Genomic DNA, 24,118 nt, shown 5'->3' on the forward strand with positions numbered 1-24,118 from the left:
TATCTCGCTTTTCGGGAACGTATCAGGCAATGGTGACCAGAGCCTGGCCCACATCCACACTGTCACCTTCTCTGACTTCAACACTGACAATCGTGCCGCTATGTGTTGAGCGAACTTCAGTTTCCATCTTCATTGCTTCCATGATCAGGATGACATCGCCATCTTTGACATGCTGATTCGGTGTGACATTGATCTTATAAATATTGCCTGCCATAGGGGCGCCGACTGAAACGGCTGGCGTGTTAACCGCCGGTGTGGCGGCCGGGGCAAGATGCGCAGCCGGGGCAGCAGAAGCTGTAGCAGGTTCCAGAGAGGTTACTACACCCTCAGGTGATACCACTACATCGTACTCCTTATCGTTGACAGTAATATAATAGCGTTCGGATACTGCTGGCTTCGCGGCCGCCTTGGGCTCATCTTTTTCCAGCCAAGGTGCCGGTTCAAAGGCATCAGGATTATCTCGGTTGCGCAGGAACTTCAGTCCGACCTGCGGGAAGAGGGCGTAGATCAGTACATCTTCAATCAGCTTGTCGGAGAGTTCGAAATCTTTCTCATTGGCAATGCCGCACAGCTCAACAGTCAGCTGATCCATCTCATCTTCAATCAGATCCGCAGGGCGGCAGGTGATCGGTTTGCCGCCGTCGAGCACCTTGATCTGCAACTCTTTGTTTACCTCAGCTGGCGTCTTGCCATATTCGCCTTTCAGTACGCCGGCAGTCTCCTTGGTAATGGTCTGATAGCGCGCACCGGTCAGTACATTGAATACCGCCTGCGTGCCGACAATCTGCGAGGTAGGTGTGACCAGTGGCAAATAGCCCAAATCTTCACGTACTTTCGGAATCTCTTTAAGCACTTCATCAAAGCGGTCAGATGCATTCTGCTGCTGCAACTGGCTCTCTAGGTTGGTGAGCATTCCTCCCGGCACCTGGGCGACCAGAATGCGGGAGTCGATGCCGCGCAGTGAGCCTTCGAACTTCTCGTATTTTTTGCGTACATCTCTGAAGTATGCGGCAATCTCTTCCAGCAGCTTAAGGTCGAGTCCTGTGGCGCGTTTCTCATCTTCAAGAATTGCGACTACGGATTCCGTAGCAGAGTGACCATAGGTATGGCTCATCGATGAGATACTTGTGTCTGCAATATCAAGCCCGGACTCGGCAGCTTTAACAATTGCTGCAGTACTCATGCCGGTGGTGGCGTGACACTGCATAGCAATCGGAATGGAGACCGACTGCTTGAGACGTGTGACCAGTTCTTTGGCTACGTAAGGTTTAAGAAGCCCGGCCATGTCCTTAATGCAGATGGAGTGGCAGCCCATATCCTCGAGCTCTTTACCCATGTCTACCCACATGTCGAGCGTGTGAACCGGACTGACGGTATAGGAGATCGTTCCCTGTGCATGTTTGCCCACGTTCAGGGTGGCTTTGACGGCAGTTTCCAGATTACGCATGTCATTCATGGCATCAAAGATACGGAACACGTCCATGCCATTTTTGGCAGCGCGTTCGATAAATGCGGTTACTACATCATCAGCATAGTGTCGGTAACCGAGGATGTTCTGGCCCCGTAGCAGCATCTGTTTGCGTGTGTTGGGCATGGCTTCAGAGAGCAGTCGAAGGCGATCCCAGGGATCCTCTCCAAGAAAGCGGATGCAGGCATCGAAAGTGGCGCCCCCCCACATTTCCAGTGACCAGAAGCCAACCTTGTCCAGCTTTTCGGCAATCGGCAGCATATCTTCTATGCGCATGCGTGTTGCCAGCAGCGACTGATGGCCGTCACGCAGGACCAGTTCTGTAATTCCCAGCGGTTGATTCATCTGAAAGCTTCTCCTATTGCCCTTTTATGCCTATCCGTGATGGTCTGCGCGATAGCGTTTTACGGCTTCCGTAACCACTTCGATCAGATCTTCATCATTTCCTGTGACTGAACCGGCAGAACCGGCTGCTTTGGTTTCAAGAGATTGAATAACACGGGAAACAAGAGAGATAACGGCAACGAGAAGTCCGAGGAACAGGAATACAACACCCATTCCTACTCCCATCAACTGTAAGCCTTCTGCCAATAGTTCGTTCATTGCAAACAATACTCCTCACTTTTCAGGGCAAAACATCTCTTAAAATAAAAACAGGCGACTCTATGTGAAGAGAGGCCAAAACTCCACTTTTGATATGGGTAGGCTGGAATGCGAGGGGTGTTAGAGACCCTGCCTGCCAAGCGCATCCTAATACTAATAGTCTGTGCAATAAACATGGAAATAATTAAGGTTCAGTAATCAGCAGTATAAGGGGGGAGTATGTTTAAAACCACAGATCTGTACGATAAATACCTTGAGGGGTTGCAGGTTGCTGCACCGCTGTTCAGAGACTTTGGCGGCAAAGTGTGCTTTTCCGGACAGATTGTAACGCTGAAGGCGCTTGAAGATAACACTTACCTGAAAGCATCGTTTGAAACTAACGGTGCTGGCAAGGTTCTGGTTGTAGATGGCGCTGCCTCGATGCGCTGTGCGATGATGGGTGATGTGATGGCAGCGCTCGGTGCATCCAATGGCTGGGAGGGCGTGGTTATCAATGGCTGCATCAGGGATTCGGCTGATGTGGCTAAGGTGAATATCGGCGTAAAAGCGCTGGGAACGATTCCCCGAAAGACCGTAAAGCGCGATCAGGGTGTGATGGATATTCCGCTACGCTTTGCTGATGTGGTGTTTAAGCCGGGTGAATATCTCTATGCTGATGAGGATGGAATCGTACTTTCCAAGGAAAAGATCGCTTAATCTTCTCGTCAAGGCGGAGAGCCTGTGTTTTGGCTTTAGCAGTGAATATTTAATCTTCCGGTGCTAAACTAAGGGTAGAAGTTTCGTTTCTGTTATATTGGGAGTCTCTATTGGGCTGGCAGGTGATTACAGGATTGGCTGGTGGTGTCGGACTTTTCCTTCTCGGCATGGAGTTGATGACCGAAGGCCTGAAGCTCTCTGCCGGAAAGTCTCTGCAGCGGATACTTAAAAGCTCGACCAAAACCCCTTTGCGCGGTGTCCTCTCAGGAGCTCTGATTACTTCGCTGGTTCAAGCTTCGGGTGCTGTTACCGTAGCCACCATTGGTTTTGTCAACGCAGGATTGATGAAGCTTAAAGGTGCAATTCGTGTGGTTTATGGGAGTAACCTTGGCACAACAATGACCGGTTGGCTGGTTGCCATTGTCGGGTTTAATATCAACCTGAAGGCTTTTGCCCTGCCTGCAATAGGGATCGGCATGCTGATGGCACTACTGATTAAACATGGGCGCTATCCTGCTGTCGGCAAGGTGATTGCCGGTTTCGGCCTCTTTTTCCTCGGTATCGACATGATGAAGACCGGTTTTGAAGGCCTTCAAGGATCCTTTTCTCTGGATGCAATCGAGGAGGGGGGCTGGATAAGCCTAGTAGTATTTTCAGGGGTAGGGTTTGTGATGACGGTTCTCATGCAATCCTCAAGTGCTGCAATAGCAATGACCCTGACAGCAGCAGCTGGCGGAATTATTGCTCTTCCTTCAGCCGCCTGTATGGTAATAGGTGCTAATATCGGAACCACCTCTACAGCAGTGCTTGCTGCTATCGGAGCAACACCTAATGCCCGCAGAATGGCTGCTGCTCACGTTGTGTTTAATGTCGTCACAGGTGTGGCAGCAATTATTTTGCTACCTCTACTGTTGTTTGCCATTGAGACATTCCAGCATATCAGTGGCATGGAGGGCGGGCCTGCTACATTTCTGGCCCTGTTCCATACCGTATTTAATGTGCTCGGTATCGCCTTGTTGTGGCCCTTTACAGATCGACTTGTGCGGTATCTCAAGACCTGGTTTGTTGCTGCTGAAGAGAATGAGGCACTGCCGAAATATCTTGATGATACAGTAATCGGTACACCGGAGCTTGCTCACAAGGCTTTGGTGATGGAGATAGAGCGCATCCAGTCGATTTCTATACGTATGGCGGAAGATGCCATCAGTACCGAGGCGAGTGTTAGTCCAAGGCTGAAAGTTGATCTTGATATCCTCTACAGGCTTAACGATGCGGTAGGTGATTTCAGTGCCAAACTGAGAAAGAGCAACCTGCCAGAGAGTGTGGCCAATGCTCTGCCCATGGCGCTGGCTTCAACCCGCTACTTTATCGATGTGGCTGAGATGGCTGAGGAGATTGATAAGCTGCAGAGTAAGGAAGTTATTGGGATTGATGAGGCTCTGGAGCTGTCACTGAGTGATATGCGGCGTCAGGCGGTTGCCATCCTTGAAGATGTGAAGCTGCAGAAGCCCGGGAGCGATGAGGTGCTTGAAAGGGAATCCGGGGCGATCGATTCTCTGACAAAAAATTACAATGCCATCAAATCCCAGCTTCTCAGGGCCGGGACAACCGGTAAGCTCTCTGCCAGACATATGGTGGCGCTGATAGAGCTAATGAAAAGCATCGAGCGGCTGGTAACCAACTGTGTGAAAGGACAATCAAGCCTGCAGGTGTTTTCCCATCAACTTACTGCAGAGAAGCCCAATACGGATGAGAAGGAACTTTCACTGCAAGAAGAAGCGCCAGAAGTGGCCAAAGAGAAAGAGGATGGTGATCTGGCGGGTAGTGAAAGTGAATATGAGGAGACAAATAAGTCCAACTCATAGAAAGCGATCATCTTCCACCTTGGATTCCGGATTGAGCTGTCCAGCACGGTAACTCTCGATCAATGCATGTTTCAGTTCGATATGTTCATTCAGGTTATCTATTTTCAGATACTTCTTTGCAATAGGCCGCACGGCGTCCGTGATGTTCTCTTCAAGCCATACATCTCTGAAACCATCGATGTCCAGCTTGCCGTTGTGAACGAATGCTGAAACGGGCCCTTCAGGGTCACTGAATACAATTTCCTCCATGGTCAGGACATCATATTGGTAGGAGTAGGAGTCAAGCCCGATAGATGCGGCAATCTTGTCGTAGATTACTTCCAGATGGTTGTGGTTTCTCATGACCGGATCGAGATCGACTCTGGTTGATGGGGTAACTGTCTCACCCTTAAAGCTGAATTCGATGGTGGCTATGACAGTGCTCTTCATGTTTATCCTTTATGACAGACTTTCATTTGATCGGTGCAATGTTAATCAATTTCTCGGCATGATCTAACACATAGTTTTTAAATGCCTTGGGGATGGCGGCAAAACGTTTTCCTTTTCGGTATACAATATGCCAGTGGCGCATGATGGGGAAATCCTCCACGTTGAGGATAACAAGTCGTTTCAGGGCCAACTCCATTTCAATGGTGTGCAGGGATACGATTCCCAGTCCCAGTTCAGCCATCACCGCCTGTTTGATTGCCTCCGAACGATTCATCTCCATGCCGGTAGTCAGCTGCAGATCATGTGCCGCGAAAAACTTTTCCGCAGCCATGCGTGTGCCTGAGTCTCTTTCACGTACAATAAACGGTTCATCTGCCAGCTCCTTCAGCGGGATATGTTTTCGTTTGGCAAGCGGGTGAGTGGGTGCGGCAATGACTACAAGCGGATTGTCTGTAAATGGGATACCGACAAGCCTGTGGCCGCCGGGGGGCCTTCCCATAATTGCCATGTCGGTGCTGTTATTGTCCAGTGCATTGAGAAGGCCGGCCCGGTTGGTCACATCAAGTGTCACCTGAGCACCCGGGTACTGATGGTGGAAGGCAGCGATAAGCTGGGGTGCAAAGTAGTTGGCTGTTGATGCCATGGTTAGATGCAGTTTTCCTCGTTTGAGCCCTTTCAGTTCATCCAGCATCAATGCAGCTTCCTCAAGCTGCTGGCGGATGTTGCGAGCGTAGTGGAGCAGTTCGCTGCCTGCCTCTGCCAGGCGGATCTGCTTACCTTCCCTTTCAAACAGAGGTAATCCGATCTGCTCCTCCATCTGTTTTATCTGCATCGAAACCGCAGGCTGCGTCATGAACAGGGCTTTGGCCGCCTCGGTATAACTATTCTGTTCAACGACTGCTTCAAGTATTTTCAGTTGCTTCAGGGTTATGTTCATAAACTCACACCTATAAGTAATATTTATGGCTCGTATCATAACCTTTGATTTTACATTATGAAAGCCAGGTTTAGACTTCCCATTATCGCCGAAGAGGTTTATGATGCTCAACCGCGAAGGAGAGGGGGCGCAAGCTTTCTGTTCAAAATAAATTTGGAGGGATTCACTAATGGATCAATCGAATCGTTACGCCAATCTGAGTCTGAATGAAGCAGACCTGATCGCAGGCGGCAAGCATCTGCTTGTTGCATATAAATTAAAACCAGCACCTGGTTATGGCTTCCTGGAAGTGGCGGCACACGTTGCGGCTGAGTCTTCAACCGGTACCAACGTTGAAGTTTCCACGACTGACGACTTCACCCGTGGTGTTGACGCACTGGTATATGAAGTAGACGAAACTGCATTCGGTGATGATCGCGTTACCGGCGGCGGTTTGATGAAGATCGCTTACCCTGTAGAGCTGTTCGACATCAACATTACTGATGGTCAGTACATGATCTCTCAGATGTACTCACTGATTCTGGGTAACAACCAGGGTATGGGCGACCACGCTGGTCTGCGTATGCTCGACTTCATGGTTCCAGAATGCATGATCAAGAAGTTCGATGGCCCTGCGACTAACATTTCCGATTTGTGGAAACTGCTGGGCCGTCCTGAAGTGGATGGCGGCTATATTGCCGGTACCATCATCAAGCCTAAGCTGGGCCTGCGTCCTGAACCGTTTGCGCGTGCATGCTATGAATTCTGGCTCGGTGGCGACTTCATCAAGAACGATGAGCCTCAGGGCAACCAGACTTTCTGCCCAATGAAGACCGTTCTGCCTCTCGTTGCTGAGACTATGGACCGTGTTCAGCAGGAGACTGGCGAAGTCAAGATCTTCTCTGCTAACGTTACAGCTGACTGCTACAAAGAGTTGATCGCTCGTGGTGATTACATCCTCGAAACCTTCGGTAAGTATGGTAATGAGAAGCATGTTGCATTCCTGGTTGACGGTGTTGTAACTGGTGTTCATGGCGTAACCACTTGCCGTCGTGAATTCCCTGACACCTTCCTGCACTATCATCGTGCCGGCCACGGCGCCTTCACTTCTTACAAGTCGCCAATGGGCATGGACCCACTGTGCCACATGAAGTTTGCACGTCTGATGGGCGCTTCAGGTATCCACACCGGCACCATGGGTTACGGCAAGATGGAAGGTCACGGTAACGAGACTGTTCTGGCATACATGCTTGAGCGCGATGAGTGCCAGGGCAATTACTTCTATCAGAAGTGGTACGGCATGAAGGCTACTACGCCGATCATCTCCGGCGGCATGAACGCACTGCGTCTGCCAGGCTTCTTCGAGAACCTGGGCCACGGCAACGTGATCAATACCTGTGGTGGTGGTTCATTCGGTCACATCGACAGCCCGGCTGCTGGTGCTACCTCCCTGAGCCAGGCATACGAGTGCTGGAAGAGCGGTCAGGATCCGATCGAGTACGCTAAGACTCATAACGAGTTCGCACGCGCATTCGACTCTTTCCCGAAAGATGCGGACAAGATCTTCCCGGACTGGCGCGAAAAACTGGGCTCACACAAGTAAGTCCAGACTTTCGAGTCAACAAAATAAAAAGGCCCCCACGCAAGTGGGGGCCTTTTTTTATAACTGTAACAGCTGGGCTAGAACGAAACTCAGGCAGAGTAGAAATCCAATCAGTGGTAACCACGCTGAAAGATTGATGGTTTCATTTTTCACTGTCTCTTCCCGGAGTTTCAGGCACCAGAGGGAAAAATTTATTACGGCGAATACGATCAGTGTTATCAGACTGGTAAACTGGGCCAGTGTCAGTAGCGGGAAAATGAGAGCGAACAGAAGGATTGCGGCTGCGACAGTGCAAGTTGCGATTAAAGGTGTTCTTGTCGTGGGATGAATACTAGCAAAGAGTGGTGGAATCAGTTTCTGGGAACTCATGCCGTAGAGTATGCGCGCCGTTTTAATAATCTGGATCAGTATGCCATCGGCAATAGCAAGGATACTGACTAGGGTGATCGTTGTTTTTACAGCTTGCCGATCATCTCCAATCAGTGCAGTCAGTGGCGCTTTGCTCTCTGCCAGTACCTGAGCTGGAAGTGAAAGCACAGCAGTAAGCGATACCAGAAGGTAGAGAATTGTAGTGATGACAAGGGCAAGGATGATTGCCCGGGGCATGTTGCGCTGCGGTTGCTTAACCTCTTCTGCTATGTTGATCATATCCTCAAAGCCGATAAAGGCGTAAAAAGCGACAAAGGCACCGAATATGATCATGCTCCATATTTCAGGACTCTGAGGGATTAGCTCAGGCAGACGTTCTGGCAGTGAAGTCAGGTTTCTGGCATTGAGCCCCACAACCACAAGCAAGCCGATAATAGTTATGGCGGTTGTAAATCCTGCGGCTGCGACCGATTCGAGAATTCCCCAGCTTGCGAGCAGCGTAAGTGTAGTGACCAGCAGGAGAATGATCAGCCATTCAGGAAGGTCGACAAAAACCTGAATGTAGCCAACTGCGCCGTTGGTGATTGTTGCTGCTGAAATAACGCCGATTATGATCACTGCAATGCCGGTGCCATTGGAGAGCCAGCGGTGATGAAATATCTCCTCCAGATAGATGGCCTCACCGGCGCTTCTGGGAAAGCGGGATGAGAGTTCCGCATAGGAGAGAGCTGTGAAGCCTGCAACTATTGAAGCAGTAAGAAATGCAACAGGCGCATAGATACCGGTAATTCCTGTGACTTTTCCAATAAGAACAAATATGCCAGCCCCGATAATAGTGCCGAGCCCATATAGGGTAACCATCGGAAGGGAAACAATACGTTTCAATTTAATCGCTTCATTCATGCGCTTTAACATACCTTTGAAAACCGAGCGAGTTGCATAACTATTATAGTTCAATAGAGGGTGTGATAGCGAATTTCTGTTCAAGAATTCAGGTGGGATAGCTTGTAAAATAAGGGTTTTTAGACTATAAAAGGATATAGGGTTAAGAAACAGGAGGGTGGTTCAGGAGGCTGATATGGCTAAAACTTGGGTGGTCGTTGCCGATAGTTCCAGAGCAAGAGTCATGATGGCTGAAAAGCCTGGAATGGCGCTTTCAGAAGTCGGGTTGCTGGAGCATCCGGAAGGAAGGTTGCACGAGCAGGAACTGACAACTGATTTGCCGGGAAAGGCTTTCGACAGCATTGGTGAAGGCAGGCATTCCATGGGTTCTTCAGTTGACCCTAAGAAACATGAAGCTATCAAGTTTGCCAAGCAGGTTGTTGATTACCTTGAAACAGGACGCAACTCAGGCAGTTTTGAAAAACTCTATCTGGTAGCTCCCCCGGCGTTTCTCGGGCTGCTGAGGGAGCAGCTTCCAGCTCCTCTGGAGCGCCTTGTGAAGGGAAGTGTTGACAAGAATCTTGTTGCACACAATGTAAAGAATATTCGGGAACATTTGCCGGAACACTTATAGGCACAGTTTGCGCAGGCCATAAAAAGGGGCAGCGAAACCGCTGCCCCTTCTGGGTTTCCTCTCAGCTAAATCAGGAGTCGAGCAAAGCTGCCTGAGCCGCTGCAAGTCGTGCAATCGGCACGCGAGGACCTGAACATGAAACGTAGGTCAGTCCAATGCTGTGGCAGAAGCGGATGGAGGCTGGATGACCTCCATGTTCACCGCAGATACCGATCTTCATGCCTGGCTTAACGCCACGGCCCCATTTTACAGCCAGTTCCATCAGTTTTCCGACGCCATTCGCATCAAGTACTTCGAATGGATTGTCCTGCAGAATCCCTGCTTCGTTGTACATCGGCAGGAATTTGTTTTCTGCATCCTCGCGGGAGAACGAGAAGGTGGCCTGAGTCAGGTCATTGGTGCCAAAGCTGAAGAACTCAGCTTCTTCGGCAAGTTGTTCAGCACGCATGCATGCACGGACAACCTCCATCATCGATCCGAACTTGAAGATCGGAGCAATGCCTTCACTTTCTTCCACCTGCTGGCGAATGGCTTCAACATGTACCTTGATATTTCTCAGTTCTTCAGAGGTACACACCTGCGGGATCATGATCTCAGGGTGGACTTCAATTCCCTTTTTCTGGCATGCACATGCTGCCTCAAGAACAGCACGAATCTGCATGGCATAGATTTCAGGGAAAGTAATGCCGAGACGAACTCCGCGATGGCCAAGCATCGGGTTGACTTCAAAGAGAGCACGAACTTTCTTTAGAATCGCCTCCTTCTTCTCGATCGCCTCATCGACCAGGGATGAGTCAGCCAACTGCTGGATCGGCTGGAGGGCACCGTTCTTGGTGGATAGAAGGCTAAGGGTCGCAGTCAGAACCTCGGATCCCCGCATGGTATCCTTCAGATGACGCAGCTGAATCAGATCATCAATCAACTGGTTCTCAGAAGGCAGGAACTCATGGATAGGCGGATCAAGCAGTCGAACTGTGACCGGACGTGGCGACATGGTCTTAAATAGCTCGATAAAGTCCTGACGCTGGATAGGAAGCAATCTGTCGAGGGCATCCTGACGCTGTTCTAGCGTGTCTGAGACAATCATCTCAAGCACGATTGGCAGCCGTTCTGCAGCATTGAACATGCGCTCGGTACGGCACAGGCCTATTCCCATGGCGCCGTATTTGAGGGCGCGCTCTGCATCTTCAGGAATGTCAGCATTGGCCATGACTTTCAGATGGGCGCGCTCATCTGCCCATGAAAGCAGGGTTTTCAGTTCTTCCGAGAACTCCGCCTCAACAGTAGCAACTTCGCCCAGATAGACGTTGCCGCTAGTGCCGTCGATGGTGATCATGTCACCTTCTTTAATGACAACGTCGCCGATATGGGCACGTCGTGCCATTACATCCACTTCAATGCCTTCAGCACCGGCAACACAGGGTTTGCCCATGCCACGAGCCACAACCGCTGCATGACTGGTCTTGCCGCCGCGAGAGGTAAGGATCGCCTCGGAGACGAAGAATCCGTGGATATCTTCAGGCTTGGTTTCTTCACGCAGCAGGATCAAAGGTTTTCCGCTGGTTTTTTTCTGAGCCACAGCTCGGTCAGCATCGAACACAACATGGCCGCAGGCTGCGCCCGGGCTTGCCGGAAGGCCTGTTGCCAGAGGTTTGACCTTGATGTTCGGGTCAAGGCGAGGGAAAAGCATCTGCTCCAGTGATTCTGGGGCAATGCGCAGAAGGGCCTGCTCTTTATTGATCAATCCCTCTTCAACAAGTTCTACGGAAGTACGAACCATCGCCTGCGTATTCATCTTGCCATTGCGGGTCTGCAGACAGTAAAGAATACCCTTTTCGATGGTGAACTCGAAGTCCTGGATTTCAGAGTAATGTGTTTCCAGTTTGCTGCGTAGCTCTTCAAGCTGTCGATACATTTCCGGCATCTCTGTTTCCATCTGAGCGATTGGTTTTGGAGTGCGGATACCGGCTACCACATCTTCACCCTGCGCATTGACCAGATACTCGCCGTAGAAGACGTTTTCTCCAGTGCCAGGGTTGCGAGTGAATGCTACACCTGTAGCACAGTCGTTGCCGCGGTTGCCGAATACCATGGTGCAGACATTCACGGCAGTACCATTGGCCATGTCAGGTGTGATGTGAAATTCACGACGGTAGTCAACTGCACGTTTGCCGGACCAGGATCCGAACACCGCTTTGATAGCGAGTTCCAGCTGCTCATAAGGATCTTCAGGGAACGCACGCCCAGTTTGAGCATGGACAACATCAAGGAACAAGGCGGCGATTTCTTTCAGGTTTTCGGCAGAGAGTCCGACATCCTCTTTGACACCCTCGCGCTTCTTGATCGCTTCGAACGGTTCATCGAAGTGCATATCATCAATGCCAAGGGCAATCTTCCCGAAGAGTTGGATAAAGCGTCGGTAGGCATCGTAAGCAAAGCGCTCGTCTCCGGTCTGTTCGATTTCACCCTGAAGTGTCTCTCTGTTCATGCCTAGATTGAGAATGGTGTCCATCATTCCTGGCATCGACATGGCAGAGCCGGAACGTACAGAGACAAGCAGCGGGTTATGGGCGTCACCAAATCCTTTTCCTGTCGCTTTTTCAAGCGCGCTCATCTGATCCTTTACTTCCTGTATCAGACCATCCGGTAGCGTATTGTTCTGATCCAGATAGGTAAGACATGCCTTGGTTGTAATGGTGAAGCCGGGAGGAACATTCAGCCCGATCTGAGTCATCTCACATAGGTTTGCGCCTTTACCGCCGAGTAGCTGTCTGGCTTTGCCGTCCCCCTCAGTAAAAGAGTAGACGTATTTGTTTTGCTGATTAGTCATTATATTAGTTTCCCTGAATTCTATGAAACACATGGTGTGTTTGTTGATTTTGTAAGTATTGGGCAAGTCAGATTTGGCGAAGCCGAATACGAATGCATCATACGCCTGATCACCCTTGCTGAAAAGAATTGATTCGTTTCTGATGCATTATGTCACGCAGAACAATCAATAAGTTGACCTTTCAGAATTAAGCGTTCGCTTCCTATGGCGGGTAGTGTATTCCGCATGATAAATCAGTAGTGTATGGTATCCTGAACTTGGCCAGCTATAGAGTTTTATCCGTAACAGATATAACCTTCAGATGTTTTTCGCACTGGCTCAACAACTGGAAGTGGAATTAATCTTGACTGTTTCGATGAGAAGGGGGCTCTTGTCTGAATTGACGATTCTCAAGGAAGGGGATGAACATATTATGGATAAGCAAAAGGGTGCACTGAATCATGTCTGACCAAGACTTCAACAACCTTAGGGAGTTCGATCGTCAGGCGATTGATTTTGAGGCTGAAATTAAAGGATTCTCTCAGTCAGGAGAGCCTTTCTGCGACCATGGACAGTTGAAAGATATCTCCGGAGGGGGAGTCGGTCTGACAACATCCCACCCAGATCATTACAAAGTCGACCAGCAACTCGAACTGGAAATCAAGCTTCCCGATACCGATGAGCTTGAAGCGTTTATGAAATGCCAGGTTACGGTCGAGTGGATTCGATCGGACAACGCAGAGAGCGGTGATTCCGGACGGGTGTTGATCGGGGTGTCATTGAATGGCCAGATGAGTTTTGATAGTCGTAAACACTCCACATCATCTCATAGCACGAAATAAATCAGATGAAAAAAAAGAGAATTAAATTCAAGGATATTGAACAGGCTAGCTACAGTCTGATCGGTTTCATCCCATATCTCCTCTCTTTCTATTTGATCATATATCTCGATGTTAAAATTACTGCCGAGTTGCTGGTCGTTGGTCTTGTCGCATTGATAATGCATCTGGTCGGTTATTCGGTTATCCGCAGGTTCGGCAAACAGCTTGCCAATATATGTGATATTACTGCCAAGGCGGCTATGTCAGAACATAAATACTCGATTGAACTTAATGACGATATTCCTGATGAGCTCTCTGAAATCGTACAGCACTTCAATGCGGTTTTGGCTGAGTCTGCACGCTCCTCTCGCAACTTTCAGGAGGTGACAACGAAGCTGATGGTCTACACCCGTGATATCGAGCATTACCAGCAGAAGCTCCGAGAAGAAGGGGTGTCCCGTAACCGTTTAAGTCGTTATATCGACAAGAGCCTGGTCGAAAAGATCATTAACTCCGAAGAGGATATTCCTTTGCAGAATGCAAGGCAGGAAGCCACGATGCTATTTGCCGACATTCGTTCGTTTACAGCGATTTCGGAGCATATGGCTCCGGAAGAGGTGATCGGCATGCTGAATGATTATTTCGATGCCATGGTAAAGATTATTTTCAAACATCATGGAATACTGGATAAATTTGTTGGCGATGAATTAATGGCAACCTTTGGCGTGATTGGGGATTCTAAAGAGGGTGCCCTTAATGCCGTGAAGGCTTCCATTGCAATGCAGGCCAGAGTCAAGAGTCTGATGCCTGAATTCCGTGCCAAGGGTTATCCCGTCTTTGAGATCGGTATTGGTATAAATACCGGCGAAGTGGTGATGGGGAATGTAGGATCCAAGAACCGGATGGACTACACGGTTATTGGGGATACTGTAAATGTTGCTTCCCGATTACAGCAGATGTCTGAAGGTCACGGCATTATTGTTGGAGAGAAGACCTATCAACATTGTCAGGCCTATGTTCCGATGAAACCCAAGGGTGAAATCAAGGTGAAAAACAGAGCTGCAGCGGTAAAATGTTACGAGGTAGGGAAATAGCCTCTAGAGCTCGTCGTGTGGGCCCATATACATTACTGTTTTGTTTTTGAGCCTTGCAACTGTTTTGCTTTTTCCAGATTGCTGGCAGCACGCTCGTAATAAGTTGGACTTAATCTCATTGCTGTCTCAAAGTAGCCTATGGCGGTTTCATACTCCCCATTGAGAAATGCAATATACCCAATGTTGTTGTATGCAACTGATTCGTTATATGTCGAACTTACGGTTGCTACAGCCTCCTGATAATTCCCTTGCCAAGCTAGTGCAATGCCCAGATTGTTACGCAGACGACTGTCGAAATAGGGGGTGTGAGAAAGTGCGCTTCGCAATACCTTCTCGGCTTCACTGTAGCGGTGCGCCATGATTAAAGAGTAACCAAGATTGTTAAGCAGGACAGGGTAGTTCGGGAGAATCTGCAAGCCTGTTTGATAATATTGTACGGCTTTGGTGTAGTGATGTTCAAGATCTGCAAGCACACCAAGTCCATTCCATGCATTCCAGCGTTGATTATCAAGAGAGACTACCTTATCCAGATGCTCTTTAGCCTTAGAGAACTTTCTTAACTTTATCTGGCATATGCCAATGCTTTCAAGGGCATCAATATCGTCCGGATTGGTTCTTAGGACCTCTTCAAAGTTGGTTTCAGCTTGCTGGTAAAGACCATTGTTCAGATAAATTTGTCCGCTACGCACCCTTGCATGCCGGTTTTCTGGTGATAGAGAGATCATCTGCTGGTAATAATAGAGTGCATCACTGCTGTTGCCCTGTTCGAAGGCCTCATCAGCCTTTTGCGCAAGTGATGCCAGAGATACCTGCTGTTTCTGCAGAGCGTCACTGCTCTTCGGGCTTGAGGCACAACCGGACAGGAACCCAGCAATAAGCATGGGAACCAAGAGGAGAAATCTCCTCCTGATTCTAGGCATGCCCAAGTGATGAAAGGAGTGTCAGATAATCTTCTGCTTCAAGCAGGTCCTTGCCGATCACGATGCGAATATCAACTCTGCGATGTGAAATATCCATCTCCTTCAATTCTGCCCTGACTGGGAGCATGGCTGCAACCTTTTCTGCATCCTTGCGATGATCGGGCATATAATAGATCACGGATGATGCATAGTCGAAACTATCCGCATTGGTAATCCGGCGGATGGTTTGACCATGTCTGGCCAGAACGTTGGTTACCAGACGGGCCATTCCATTACGGCCATTACCGTTGGCAATCTCCAGGCGTGCAGGCATCAGAACATTGTTCATTTGTGCAGAGATCATAGACACTTTGTCCTGTACTTTTGCCATCATATGAATTTCATTCTCGCTCTTGTAAATGAAATCATGACCAATTACTAAGCGAAGATCGCTGTTGTTTACATTGGATGTAGTCTCCTTGAGAACAACGGGGGCGGGCACTTTGATTGCCAGTTGCTCAGCTTCAATCTGCCTTCCAGAGAGATAGTAGAGAGTAGTACGTTCCTGATTGAATGGGCGGGAGTTGGTGATCTTCCAGACCCATTCATTGCGACTCTTCAGGAAGTTGGTGAGTGCTTTGGCCATACCAGTACGGCCATTGCCATTGGAAATCTCGATTCTATTGCCTACAGAAAGTACAACTACTTTCATCGGCTGCTGATCAGGAGTTGCTGAGGCTGTCGATTTCGCAGGGTCAGACCGTACAGGAATAATAGCTACCGGCTCTGATACTACTGGAGCTGCCGCTACCGGCTCTGGTACTGCTGGAGCTGCCGCTACCGGCTCTGGTACTGCTGGAGCTGCCGCTACCGGCTCTGATACTGCTGGAGCTGCCGCTGCCGGCTCTGATACTGCTGGAGCTGCCGCTACCGGCTCTGATGCTACTGGAGCTGCCGCTACCGGCTCTGATGCTACTGGAGCTGCCGCTACCGGCTCTGATACTGCAGGGGCTACCGCTACCGGCTCTGATACTGCAGGGGCTACCGCTACCGGCTCTGATACTGCAGGGGCTACCGCTACCGGCTCTGATGCTACTGGAGCTGCCGCTACCGGCTCTGATGCTACTGGAGCTGCCGCTACCGGCTCTGATGCTACTGGAGCTGCCGCTACCGGCTCTGATGCTACTGGAGCTGCCGCTACCGGCTCTGATACTACTGGAGCTGCCGCTACCGGCTCTGATACTACTGGAGCTGCCGCTGCCGGCTCTGATGCTTTTGCTTTGGACAATGCAATTGCTTTGACCTCTGGAACCTGTTGCTGAGGCAATCTACTGTTTGCCAGGCTCAGGTTATGTGCTGCGCGAGCATTATCAGGCTCATGTGCAAGCGCGATCTGCAATACTTTACTGGCGTCGGTATAGCGTCCTTGCAGAATGTAAGAGTAACCAAGGTTGCTCAGTGTTTTGACCGAATCCGGCTGAATCTTCAGTGCCTTATAATAGTAACTGGTTGCAAGGTCATGCCGTTTGATCTGGTCATAACATGCAGCAATTCCATTCAATGCATTTACGGAGTTTGGATTTTCGGCATTTGCTTGTTTGAATGCCTCCAGGGCCAGACCATACTTGCCTTGTATGAACAGCTGTTTTCCTTGGTCATAACTGTTGAAGCTCTGAACCTGAGTTGCTTCACCTCCAACCCTGTAAGCCGGGCGGATGGAATCAAGCAGTGCGTAACTGGTTGTGCATCCAGCCAGCAACAACAGGCAATAGACCATCATTGTACCTTGTTTTAGTGGACGGGAATATTTCACAGACATGATGCACCTCTCAGATTCGTGCGATTATCCTCCCAGGCCCTTAATGAACCCTTCGTAAATCCGGATAATCGCCGGACCAAGGATTACCAGAAAGAGTGCCGGGAAAATGAACAGGATAATCGGGAAGATCATTTTTACAGGCAATTTGGCAGCCTTTTCACGGGCTCGCTGCATACGCATTGTTCTCATTTCTTTAGCGTGGGTTCTTAATGCGTCAGCTACACTTGTACCGAAGTGGTCGGCCTGAACAAGCAGGGTTACCAACTCAGAGACTTCATCAAGCCCAGTACGTTCTGCTAGAGACCGGAGTGCTTCTTCCCGGGTTTTACCGGAACGTAGCTCAAGGCTCAGAACGGCAAACTCTCCAGCTAGTACCGGATGGCTGTGCCTGAGTTCTTCACTCACACGCTGGATGGCTGCATCAAGTCCAAGGCCCGCCTCCACGCAAACCACAAACATATCCATGGCATCTGGAAAACTTTCAGAGAAGCTCAGGCGCCGTTTGTTGATCTTGTTGATCAGAATAAAGTTTGGAATGTTGTAACCCAGAACGGCCGCCAGAACGACGAGGAAAATCACATAGAGATTGCCGGCAGCAGGGGAGTAACCGCTGAAAACCGCAATGATAATGATGGCGACTGGAACAAGAATGCCAAGGAACACCTTGTTGCCGATGAAAACACGAATAGCTCTGGGGCTATAATAACCTGCCTTAACCAGCCTCATTTTCAGGTTGGAATCGGTCCATGCCTCATCCGGGATGACCACACTTGCAGCAGATTCGGCAATGCGAACAAAGAATCTGCCATCCCTCTGTTGTAGATCCTCTTTAATAGCTTCTTCAGGATGCTCAATCGCGTTCAGGCGGCGCTGAACAGGGCTCATGCCACCCATTAACCAGATAAAGATGCCGTAGAAGAGCAGGGCGGTTGCAAGAAACACCATGCCCAGAATTGCGATCTGGTTATCTGTGCTTAGGAAAGAGCTGATGACTGCAATGAGTTCTTTCATCTTACTCTCCTTTTATACCCGGAAGCTGATCATGCGCCTGATTACAAAGTAACCAACGGCCATCAGGAACAGCTGTAAAATGATCAGGAATTGTCCCAACGGGTTCTGGAACAGGGGATCAAAATATGACGGTTGCGCGATTGCGATGGCACCGGCCACGAAGAACGGTAGTCCGATCAGAACATTGGCTGAAAGTTTCATCTCACTGGCCTGGATTGCGATCTCTCGATACATTCTTACCCGAGCCCGCATGACCGCAGAGATTTTATTCAGCACATCCGCGAGATTACCACCTGTGACTTTCTGGATGATTACGGCTGCAGCAAAATACTGCACCTCTTCACAATGAATACGGTCGGTGAAGTTAAGCAGTGCATCTTTTAGCTCAAGACCGTAATTTATCTCATCGAATACGATACCAAACTCAGTACCGATTGGATCGGGAACTTCATCTGCAACCATCTTGAGCGTGGCAGTAAACGGATTGCCAGCGCGCAGACTGCGGGCCATGAAATCGAGTGCATCAGGGAGCATTTCAATGAATCGCTGGCGCCTGTTTTCAGCACGTCTGGACACATACATGTAAGGAATCATGAAGCCGGCAACCACGCCGAGGATCAATGCGAAAGGTGTGTACAACTCACTTGTAAGCAGCAGGGCAATGAAGAAGAAAATGCTCGTGCCAATCTGTAAGCCGATAAACTTCATAACAGAGAGGTCTAGATCAGCTTCGGTGAGGAGTCGGTCGATAGCATGAATACGGGGGATTCCCTGAAGAAGGCTGTTCAGCCCAGGATTGCTGCTTAATTGTTTTCTTTTCAGCAGTTCTGCACCGTGCCCACCTCCGGCTGAAAGGATTCTTAATCTGCGTTCAACCTTTGATGCGCCGCTTTCTCCAAGCAGATCCCATATATAATAGACTCCCGCTACCAGAGATACGATAGCAATAAATGTGATAAGCGGAACGAGAAATTCAATCATATTATCACCTATTCATAGACATATTTGGGGTCGAAAAGGTCATCATTGAGACTGATGCCACGCTCGGTAAATCTGTTGATCATACGCGGCCTGATTCCGGTTGCCCGGAACTCACCAACAACATGGCCTGATTCGTCCACGGTTTTACGTTTAAAGGTGAAGATCTCCTGCATGTTGACGATGTCGCCCTCCATGCCGGTGATCTCCTGAATGCTGGTAATAACACGGCGGCCATCAAGCATGCGTTCTGAAGAAATCAGCAGGTTGATGGCGGCCGCAATCTGTTGTCTGACGACATTGGTTGGAATCGGAACACCACTCATACCAACCATGTGCTCCAGCCTTGTCAGGGCGTCTCTGGGGGAGTTGGCATGGATGGTTGTCAACGATCCGTCATGGCCGGTGTTCATGGCCTGCAGCATGTCGAGGGACTCGGCACCGCGCACCTCACCAACCACGATGCGATCCGGGCGCATGCGGAGGCAGTTACGAACCAGGTCGCGCTGGGTGATCTCACCTTTACCTTCGATATTGGGTGGGCGAACCTCCAGCCTGACAACATGTGGCTGTTGCAGTTGCAGTTCAGCGGAATCCTCGATCGTGACAATTCGCTCTTTTTCGGGAACAAAACCGGAGAGAGCATTAAGCAGGGTGGTTTTACCGCTGCCGGTACCGCCTGAGATGAGGATGTTAATGCGGGCCTTCACAGCCGCAGCAAGGAATGTCGCCATTCTCGGCGTCATCGCTTTGAATTCAACCAGATCACTGATCTGGAATGGGTCGGTACTGAATTTCCGGATCGAGAGAATAGGGCCATCCAGGGCGGCAGGCGGAATAACCGCGTTAACACGGGAGCCATCTGCTAATCGGGCATCAACCATTGGCGAGGATTCGTCAACCCGGCGACCAACACTACTGGCGATTTTATCAATAATGCGCTGCAGGTGTTCATTGTTCTGGAAGCGAATATCGGTTCTTTCAAGAACACCATGCCGTTCAACATAGATCTGGTTGAAGGTGTTGACCAGAATGTCATTAACACTTTGATCTGCCAGAAGTGATTCCAGAGGACCAAGGCCGAGAACCTCATCCTGGATTTCAGACTCCAGACGTGCGCGCTCTTTGGCATTCAGCGGGGTCGGCTCTTCGGAAATAATATCGCGAACTTCCTGAGAAATCTGCTTGCGGACCGTAGCCTCATCGACCTGATCGATGATTTTCAGATTCATTCTCTCAAGCAATCGTCTGTGAACACGCTGTTTAAATGCTTGGAATTTCGACTGGTCGGTCGATTTGCCTGCCTCGGAAGCATGTGCTTCATCCCAGTTGGGTCGGGGAGAGTCAGATGTGATGGTCATGAGCGTTCACCTCATTCTTTATTTCTCATTTTTTGCCAAACAGGGAGTCCAAAAATCCTTTTTCTTCCTGTTTTCCATGATGCTTCTCAACCAGATAGAGTGCCAGCGCTTTGATATCTTTGGTCAGATCAGAGCGACTGGAAATATCTGATACAGGCATGCCATTCTCTTCTGCGTGAATGGCTGTCTTGTAGTCGTTACGCACCCTGTGTATCTGGGTTTTGTGCAGTGTCTCTTTAAGACTGTCGATCGATGTCTCTTCCACCTTGGTCATGGCTCGATTGTTAATGATTTCCACCTTGCTGGTAGGAATCTCCATTTTCGGCAATGAGTCCATGATAAGTCTGGCATCGCGTATAGTGGTCAGATCATGATGGGTCACCAGCATAATCGGATCGGCATGTTTCAAGGCTGCAATGGTCCACGGTGTGAAGAGTCGTGGGATATCGAGAATGACAAAGTCATAAATATCGGTCACCACATCAAGCAGGCGATTCACACCCTCAACGGTGATAAGGCCGTTGATCGGCTCGATATCGCTTGGTGAAGCGAGCACATCAAGACCACTTTTGTGCTTGGTCATCAATGCCTGAATGAAGACCGGATCGATACGGTCGATGTCCACCAGTGCATCCATTACATTGCTGCGCGGATTCAGATCAAGGTAGATCGCGGCCGTCCCAAACTGGATATCAAAATCGATCAGGGCTGTGGAAACCTTGTATTCTGAGGCAAGCATCACAGCTGTATTGGTGGCAAGCAGCGTTGACCCACCGCCACCTTTGGCATTAATGAAAGCGGTAACACCACCGGAATCCTTATGCGCCTGAACCCTGACGCGTTTGTCGGATACGAGTTCAAGCAGGCTAAGTGCAAGTTCCTGAGCCTGCAGTGGAAGTGGCAGGAACTCTTTCACGCCGCCTTTTACAAGGCGACGCATTGTTTCGGATGAGCACTCGCGATATACGATATATACACTCATGTGATCGGGATTGTCCTTGATCACCTTCACAATGTTGTCGATATCATCAGGAGAATCATCTGTAATTTCGATGATCAGAACATCGGGAATTTCGCTCTTGCCAATCCTGGTGATGTCGGCTTCAATCCTTGGTAACCTTACAGTCAGACTGATACCTTTGATATGGGAAATCGCCGCCTTCAGCTGTTCAGAGGCCTCTTCATTCATCAACTCAGCGATTACTTTCAGGTTCATGGCGTACCTCACTCAATAACTTTTCTACAAACTCCATTCACGGTGCAGTATAGGTGTACAAATCCTCACTTATCCGTGTTGCTGACTGGGCTGGCAGCGTCAAAGTCAGTTCATCCCCCAGACCAATCACTCCGGGAACCGTAAAATGGTGCTCTACGCCTGTTACTGTCACAGTCACCAGCAGTATCGGAGTAGGGCGTTCACTCTGACCAGCTCCAGTAGCACATGCGTAGGTAATATCCACGTTGCCTGCTTCAATGACCCCGGCCTGCACTGTCTTCTGCATCTCAGCGAGAATTAAAGAAGAGTTTGCAAGACTACAGGACACTGCAGCACCACCCGGACAGGTGATGTTGGCCACGCCTGAAGCACAACCTGCCTCTACATTATTAACTATAGCATATCTTACGCCTGCACGTGTGCTTTCAATGACTCTGGAGTAATTAAATATCAGCAGTGAAAATTCGATAATGGCAAACACAAGTGCCAGAAATATGATCAGCACAATGGCCATTTCAACTAAAGCGGCACCAGATTCACGCGCTCTATTCATGATCCGCCTATTCACCGGTGTACCTCTCTTGCGTTTCGGCATTCAACGTTATGGCGCTCAAACCTCCTGTGCCGGTCGAGCCAATAAACGGAATCGGAGGGATGGAGTATTCAGGGCCGAAAATTCCGGCAAAGTCAGCTTCAGCATGAATGGAGATGATGCATGCGCTTATCGTTACCCCGGCATCTGTACTGACAGCGCTCGTAATGGTTACATTTGCTGTCGCCAGATTCGGTAGCAGCGGCGTAGTGCCGGTTTCCACTGTCCCGTAGACAATTATGTTCTTGGCGGCTGTTTCGGCTGCACTCCATCCCGCCTGTTGTGCACAGTTGTTATCCACATCAAGAATATCAGGTACTCTGGCCATGTAACGGGCTCCCGTTTGAACTGCCTGAGTAAGGATGTTCTCCTGATAAAGTGCGCGGCCAAGCTCTGTGATTCCAAAAACCAGTAGAATCAGCAGTGGCGTGATGATGGCGAATTCAACCATCACTGCACCACGGCAGCGCGTCTGCCAGCGATCATTCGTAGAGTTGAAGGTCAACATGCTGTGTCGACTCCGTAGTGTCAGACCATCCCTGATATTCGCCGTCTAAGTCTGCATAGGACGGGCCAAGGCTGTGTTTGATGAGAAAGATTTTTGCAAATCCATCCGGGGAATTAACTGGGATATTTGTTGTCTTTCCATTCATGCCTAGCGCATCACAACTGAGAGTAGCAATATAGAGAACGCGACGATTTAGAAGATCATCGTCTTTATTGCTGGGGATGCCCTCTACGATAGGCCCGTGGCCTGGAGAGGTGAAATATTCAGTTACCCAGCTTCCTTTGTTCAGTACTTCAGTAGCAACGTAATCTTTTTTGTCGAAACTCGCTGAAGGGTTTCCCGAGCAAGATAATGTGTCCCCGCTCAGGTTTCCTTTCTGATCCTTGAAGAAAGCGTACCCTTCACTGCAGGGCAGTTCGTCATTTAAAACTTCCCACCTGTAGAAGTCATACCGGGTTGCATCATTGAATGGAATTCCATCCTCATCATCGAAGTCCAAGGTTGTTGGTGGTGTGCCTCCATGAAATTCATTCCAGTAGTCGAGTCTACTCCAATCATTGTTGCCAATACGGCATTTACTATCATCTTTACAGTTATCATAGCTGACCCAGGTTTGATCATTCGGATAATCAATGACGTTGGGAGCAGGTGGATATTCATTCTTTTTGCCGCCTTCATCAAAACGGCTATTAAATGGGTCTGTTGTGGAAACTACTTCACCTGGGTTTGTTGTAACAATTCGAGGAGTACATCCCTGTATTCCTTCATCAGCAATTGCTTCTTTTAGGTTGTCTGCTCCGGGTCCAGCTGTTGGTTGCAGGAAGCCAAAATCACCAGGAGCCCATGAGGTATTGGGGCCTTGAGCCTTTAAACGAATCTGTTGCCCACGTGTGAGGTTGTTTTTCAATCCACCCTCACCCTCAAATGGATCGCAGATCATCAGGGGTGGGTAGTTGCAGATCAGATTATTGCGGCCTGCGGTCGCCTCAGCATGGGCCGATGCCAATATTGTATCATCATTGGTAATCAGGTTAATAACAGGAAAGAATAAAAGGTCTATGACATAGTAGTCATCTGTACCACCATCATCTGCCAGTGTAACCTTAACATAATGGGCCTCAGCATCGGTGGCTGCGTCATAGTAGGGGTGGTCTTCATTGCTATCAGAGCAGGCAGCTGACGAATCCAGGTCGAACTCACTGCCGATAGCGCAGTAGAATGTGAATGCACTGTCCGGAAGAGCTGCATTATTAAGCAGGTCCTGTTTTTTCGCGAAGCGGCCAGTGTGGGATAAAAGTTCTCTGGCTGCGGTTCGAGCTCTCGCTCGTGCATCGTCTTTACCATCCAATTCAGCAGCTGCAGCAAGTGCAGCTGCGTCAGCGGCATTTGACATTTCGCTATGAAGGAGAAGCAGACGACCTACATCAAGTGCCAGTGCTGCAATTCCAATAAGAACGACACTGTAGACCAAGGTCATTATCAGGATTGCGCCACGCTCTTTTCGGGATTGCATACACATATTGGCACCCTTTATAGGCTAGATTC

General features: G+C 49.4%; 21 protein-coding genes. 6 read left to right on the forward strand and 15 right to left on the reverse strand.

All coding sequences use genetic code 11. From position 1 onward, the window contains the following. Nucleotides 1–22: 22 nt before the first annotated feature. Entirely contained in the window at nt 23–1,813 is a 1,791-nt protein-coding gene (oadA, locus tag Ga0123462_RS04360) for a sodium-extruding oxaloacetate decarboxylase subunit alpha (RefSeq protein ID WP_100265178.1), read from the reverse strand. Between the two features lie 30 nt (nt 1,814–1,843). Continuing rightward, nucleotides 1,844–2,071 (reverse strand): OadG family protein, encoded by a 228-nt coding sequence (locus Ga0123462_RS04365; protein WP_100265179.1) that lies wholly within the window; start codon nt 2,069–2,071, stop codon nt 1,844–1,846. Nucleotides 2,072–2,290: 219 nt separating this feature from the next. On the opposite strand from Ga0123462_RS04365, the gene rraA reads away from it, so the two are divergent. Both rraA and Ga0123462_RS04375 read left to right on the forward strand, forming a co-directional pair. Beyond that, on the forward strand, nt 2,291–2,767 hold the full coding sequence (rraA, locus tag Ga0123462_RS04370; RefSeq protein WP_100265180.1) for a ribonuclease E activity regulator RraA: 477 nt from the start codon (nt 2,291–2,293) through the stop codon (nt 2,765–2,767). Between the two features lie 110 nt (nt 2,768–2,877). Beyond that, nucleotides 2,878–4,632 (forward strand): Na/Pi cotransporter family protein, encoded by a 1,755-nt coding sequence (locus tag Ga0123462_RS04375; protein ID WP_232726622.1) that lies wholly within the window; start codon nt 2,878–2,880, stop codon nt 4,630–4,632. Here Ga0123462_RS04375 and Ga0123462_RS04380 read toward each other — a convergent pair. Both Ga0123462_RS04380 and Ga0123462_RS04385 read right to left on the reverse strand, forming a co-directional pair. Further along, nucleotides 4,627–5,061, reverse strand: coding sequence for a hypothetical protein (locus Ga0123462_RS04380; protein ID WP_100265181.1), 435 nt, complete (start codon nt 5,059–5,061; stop codon nt 4,627–4,629). The genes Ga0123462_RS04375 and Ga0123462_RS04380 overlap by 6 nt on opposite strands. Before the next feature lie 22 nt (nt 5,062–5,083). Continuing rightward, nucleotides 5,084–5,998: a LysR family transcriptional regulator gene (locus Ga0123462_RS04385; RefSeq protein ID WP_100265182.1), complete on the reverse strand. Its 915-nt coding sequence runs from the start codon at nt 5,996–5,998 to the stop codon at nt 5,084–5,086. Nucleotides 5,999–6,167: 169 nt separating this feature from the next. Here Ga0123462_RS04385 and Ga0123462_RS04390 point away from each other — a divergent pair, with 169 nt between their 5' ends. Next, nucleotides 6,168–7,580 (forward strand): ribulose-bisphosphate carboxylase, encoded by a 1,413-nt coding sequence (locus tag Ga0123462_RS04390; protein WP_100265183.1) that lies wholly within the window; start codon nt 6,168–6,170, stop codon nt 7,578–7,580. Between the two features lie 57 nt (nt 7,581–7,637). Here Ga0123462_RS04390 and Ga0123462_RS04395 read toward each other — a convergent pair whose 3' ends face one another. Beyond that, nucleotides 7,638–8,852 (reverse strand): APC family permease, encoded by a 1,215-nt coding sequence (locus tag Ga0123462_RS04395; protein ID WP_157821268.1) that lies wholly within the window; start codon nt 8,850–8,852, stop codon nt 7,638–7,640. Nucleotides 8,853–9,027: 175 nt separating this feature from the next. Here Ga0123462_RS04395 and Ga0123462_RS04400 point away from each other — a divergent pair, with 175 nt between their 5' ends. Continuing rightward, nucleotides 9,028–9,465 carry a host attachment protein gene (locus Ga0123462_RS04400; RefSeq protein ID WP_100265185.1) on the forward strand — a complete coding sequence of 146 codons (438 nt, stop codon included), beginning with the start codon at nt 9,028–9,030 and terminating at the stop codon, nt 9,463–9,465. A gap of 70 nt (nt 9,466–9,535) precedes the next feature. On the opposite strand, the gene ppdK is transcribed toward Ga0123462_RS04400, so the two are convergent. Then, nucleotides 9,536–12,295 carry a pyruvate, phosphate dikinase gene (ppdK, locus tag Ga0123462_RS04405; protein WP_100265186.1) on the reverse strand — a complete coding sequence of 920 codons (2,760 nt, stop codon included), beginning with the start codon at nt 12,293–12,295 and terminating at the stop codon, nt 9,536–9,538. A 440-nt stretch (nt 12,296–12,735) separates the two neighbouring features. Between ppdK and Ga0123462_RS04410 the strand changes: the two genes are divergently transcribed. Both Ga0123462_RS04410 and Ga0123462_RS04415 read left to right on the forward strand, forming a co-directional pair. Beyond that, a complete protein-coding gene (locus Ga0123462_RS04410) occupies nt 12,736–13,116 on the forward strand; it encodes a PilZ domain-containing protein (RefSeq protein WP_100265187.1) in 381 nt (126 codons plus the stop codon). Nucleotides 13,117–13,121: 5 nt separating this feature from the next. Then, nucleotides 13,122–14,189, forward strand: a complete 1,068-nt coding sequence (locus Ga0123462_RS04415) for an adenylate/guanylate cyclase domain-containing protein (protein ID WP_100265188.1) — start codon at nt 13,122–13,124, stop codon at nt 14,187–14,189. Nucleotides 14,190–14,221: 32 nt separating this feature from the next. Here the strand turns inward: Ga0123462_RS04415 and Ga0123462_RS04420 are convergent, their stop codons facing one another. From Ga0123462_RS04420 to Ga0123462_RS04460, 9 genes are read right to left on the reverse strand one after another with little or no spacing between them, the layout of a single operon-like run. Next, a complete protein-coding gene (locus tag Ga0123462_RS04420) occupies nt 14,222–15,070 on the reverse strand; it encodes a tetratricopeptide repeat protein (protein WP_232726676.1) in 849 nt (282 codons plus the stop codon). Between the two features lie 31 nt (nt 15,071–15,101). Further along, a complete protein-coding gene (locus Ga0123462_RS04425; protein ID WP_100265190.1) occupies nt 15,102–16,907 on the reverse strand; it encodes a LytR C-terminal domain-containing protein in 1,806 nt (601 codons plus the stop codon). 24 nt (nt 16,908–16,931) lie between these two features. Continuing rightward, entirely contained in the window at nt 16,932–17,918 is a 987-nt protein-coding gene (locus tag Ga0123462_RS04430; RefSeq protein WP_100265191.1) for a type II secretion system F family protein, read from the reverse strand. Between the two features lie 12 nt (nt 17,919–17,930). Beyond that, complete coding sequence (locus Ga0123462_RS04435; RefSeq protein WP_100265192.1) at nt 17,931–18,899, reverse strand: type II secretion system F family protein; 969 nt, start codon at nt 18,897–18,899, stop codon at nt 17,931–17,933. Between the two features lie 8 nt (nt 18,900–18,907). After that, nucleotides 18,908–20,257, reverse strand: coding sequence for a CpaF family protein (locus Ga0123462_RS04440; RefSeq protein ID WP_100265193.1), 1,350 nt, complete (start codon nt 20,255–20,257; stop codon nt 18,908–18,910). 25 nt (nt 20,258–20,282) lie between these two features. Continuing rightward, nucleotides 20,283–21,473: a CpaE/TadZ family protein gene (locus tag Ga0123462_RS04445; protein ID WP_100265194.1), complete on the reverse strand. Its 1,191-nt coding sequence runs from the start codon at nt 21,471–21,473 to the stop codon at nt 20,283–20,285. 37 nt (nt 21,474–21,510) lie between these two features. Continuing rightward, a complete protein-coding gene (locus tag Ga0123462_RS04450; RefSeq protein ID WP_100265195.1) occupies nt 21,511–22,026 on the reverse strand; it encodes a TadE/TadG family type IV pilus assembly protein in 516 nt (171 codons plus the stop codon). A 7-nt stretch (nt 22,027–22,033) separates the two neighbouring features. After that, a complete protein-coding gene (locus Ga0123462_RS04455) occupies nt 22,034–22,573 on the reverse strand; it encodes a TadE/TadG family type IV pilus assembly protein (protein WP_100265196.1) in 540 nt (179 codons plus the stop codon). Continuing rightward, the gene (locus Ga0123462_RS04460; protein WP_100265197.1) at nt 22,548–24,092 is read right to left on the reverse strand and encodes a pilus assembly protein TadG-related protein; all 1,545 of its coding nucleotides are present in this window, start codon (nt 24,090–24,092) and stop codon (nt 22,548–22,550) included. The genes Ga0123462_RS04455 and Ga0123462_RS04460 overlap by 26 nt, the downstream gene beginning before the upstream one ends. Nucleotides 24,093–24,118: the final 26 nt, after the last annotated feature.

Source organism: Mariprofundus ferrinatatus (genome assembly GCF_002795825.1).
Taxonomy (GTDB): Bacteria; Pseudomonadota; Zetaproteobacteria; order Mariprofundales; family Mariprofundaceae; genus Mariprofundus; species Mariprofundus ferrinatatus.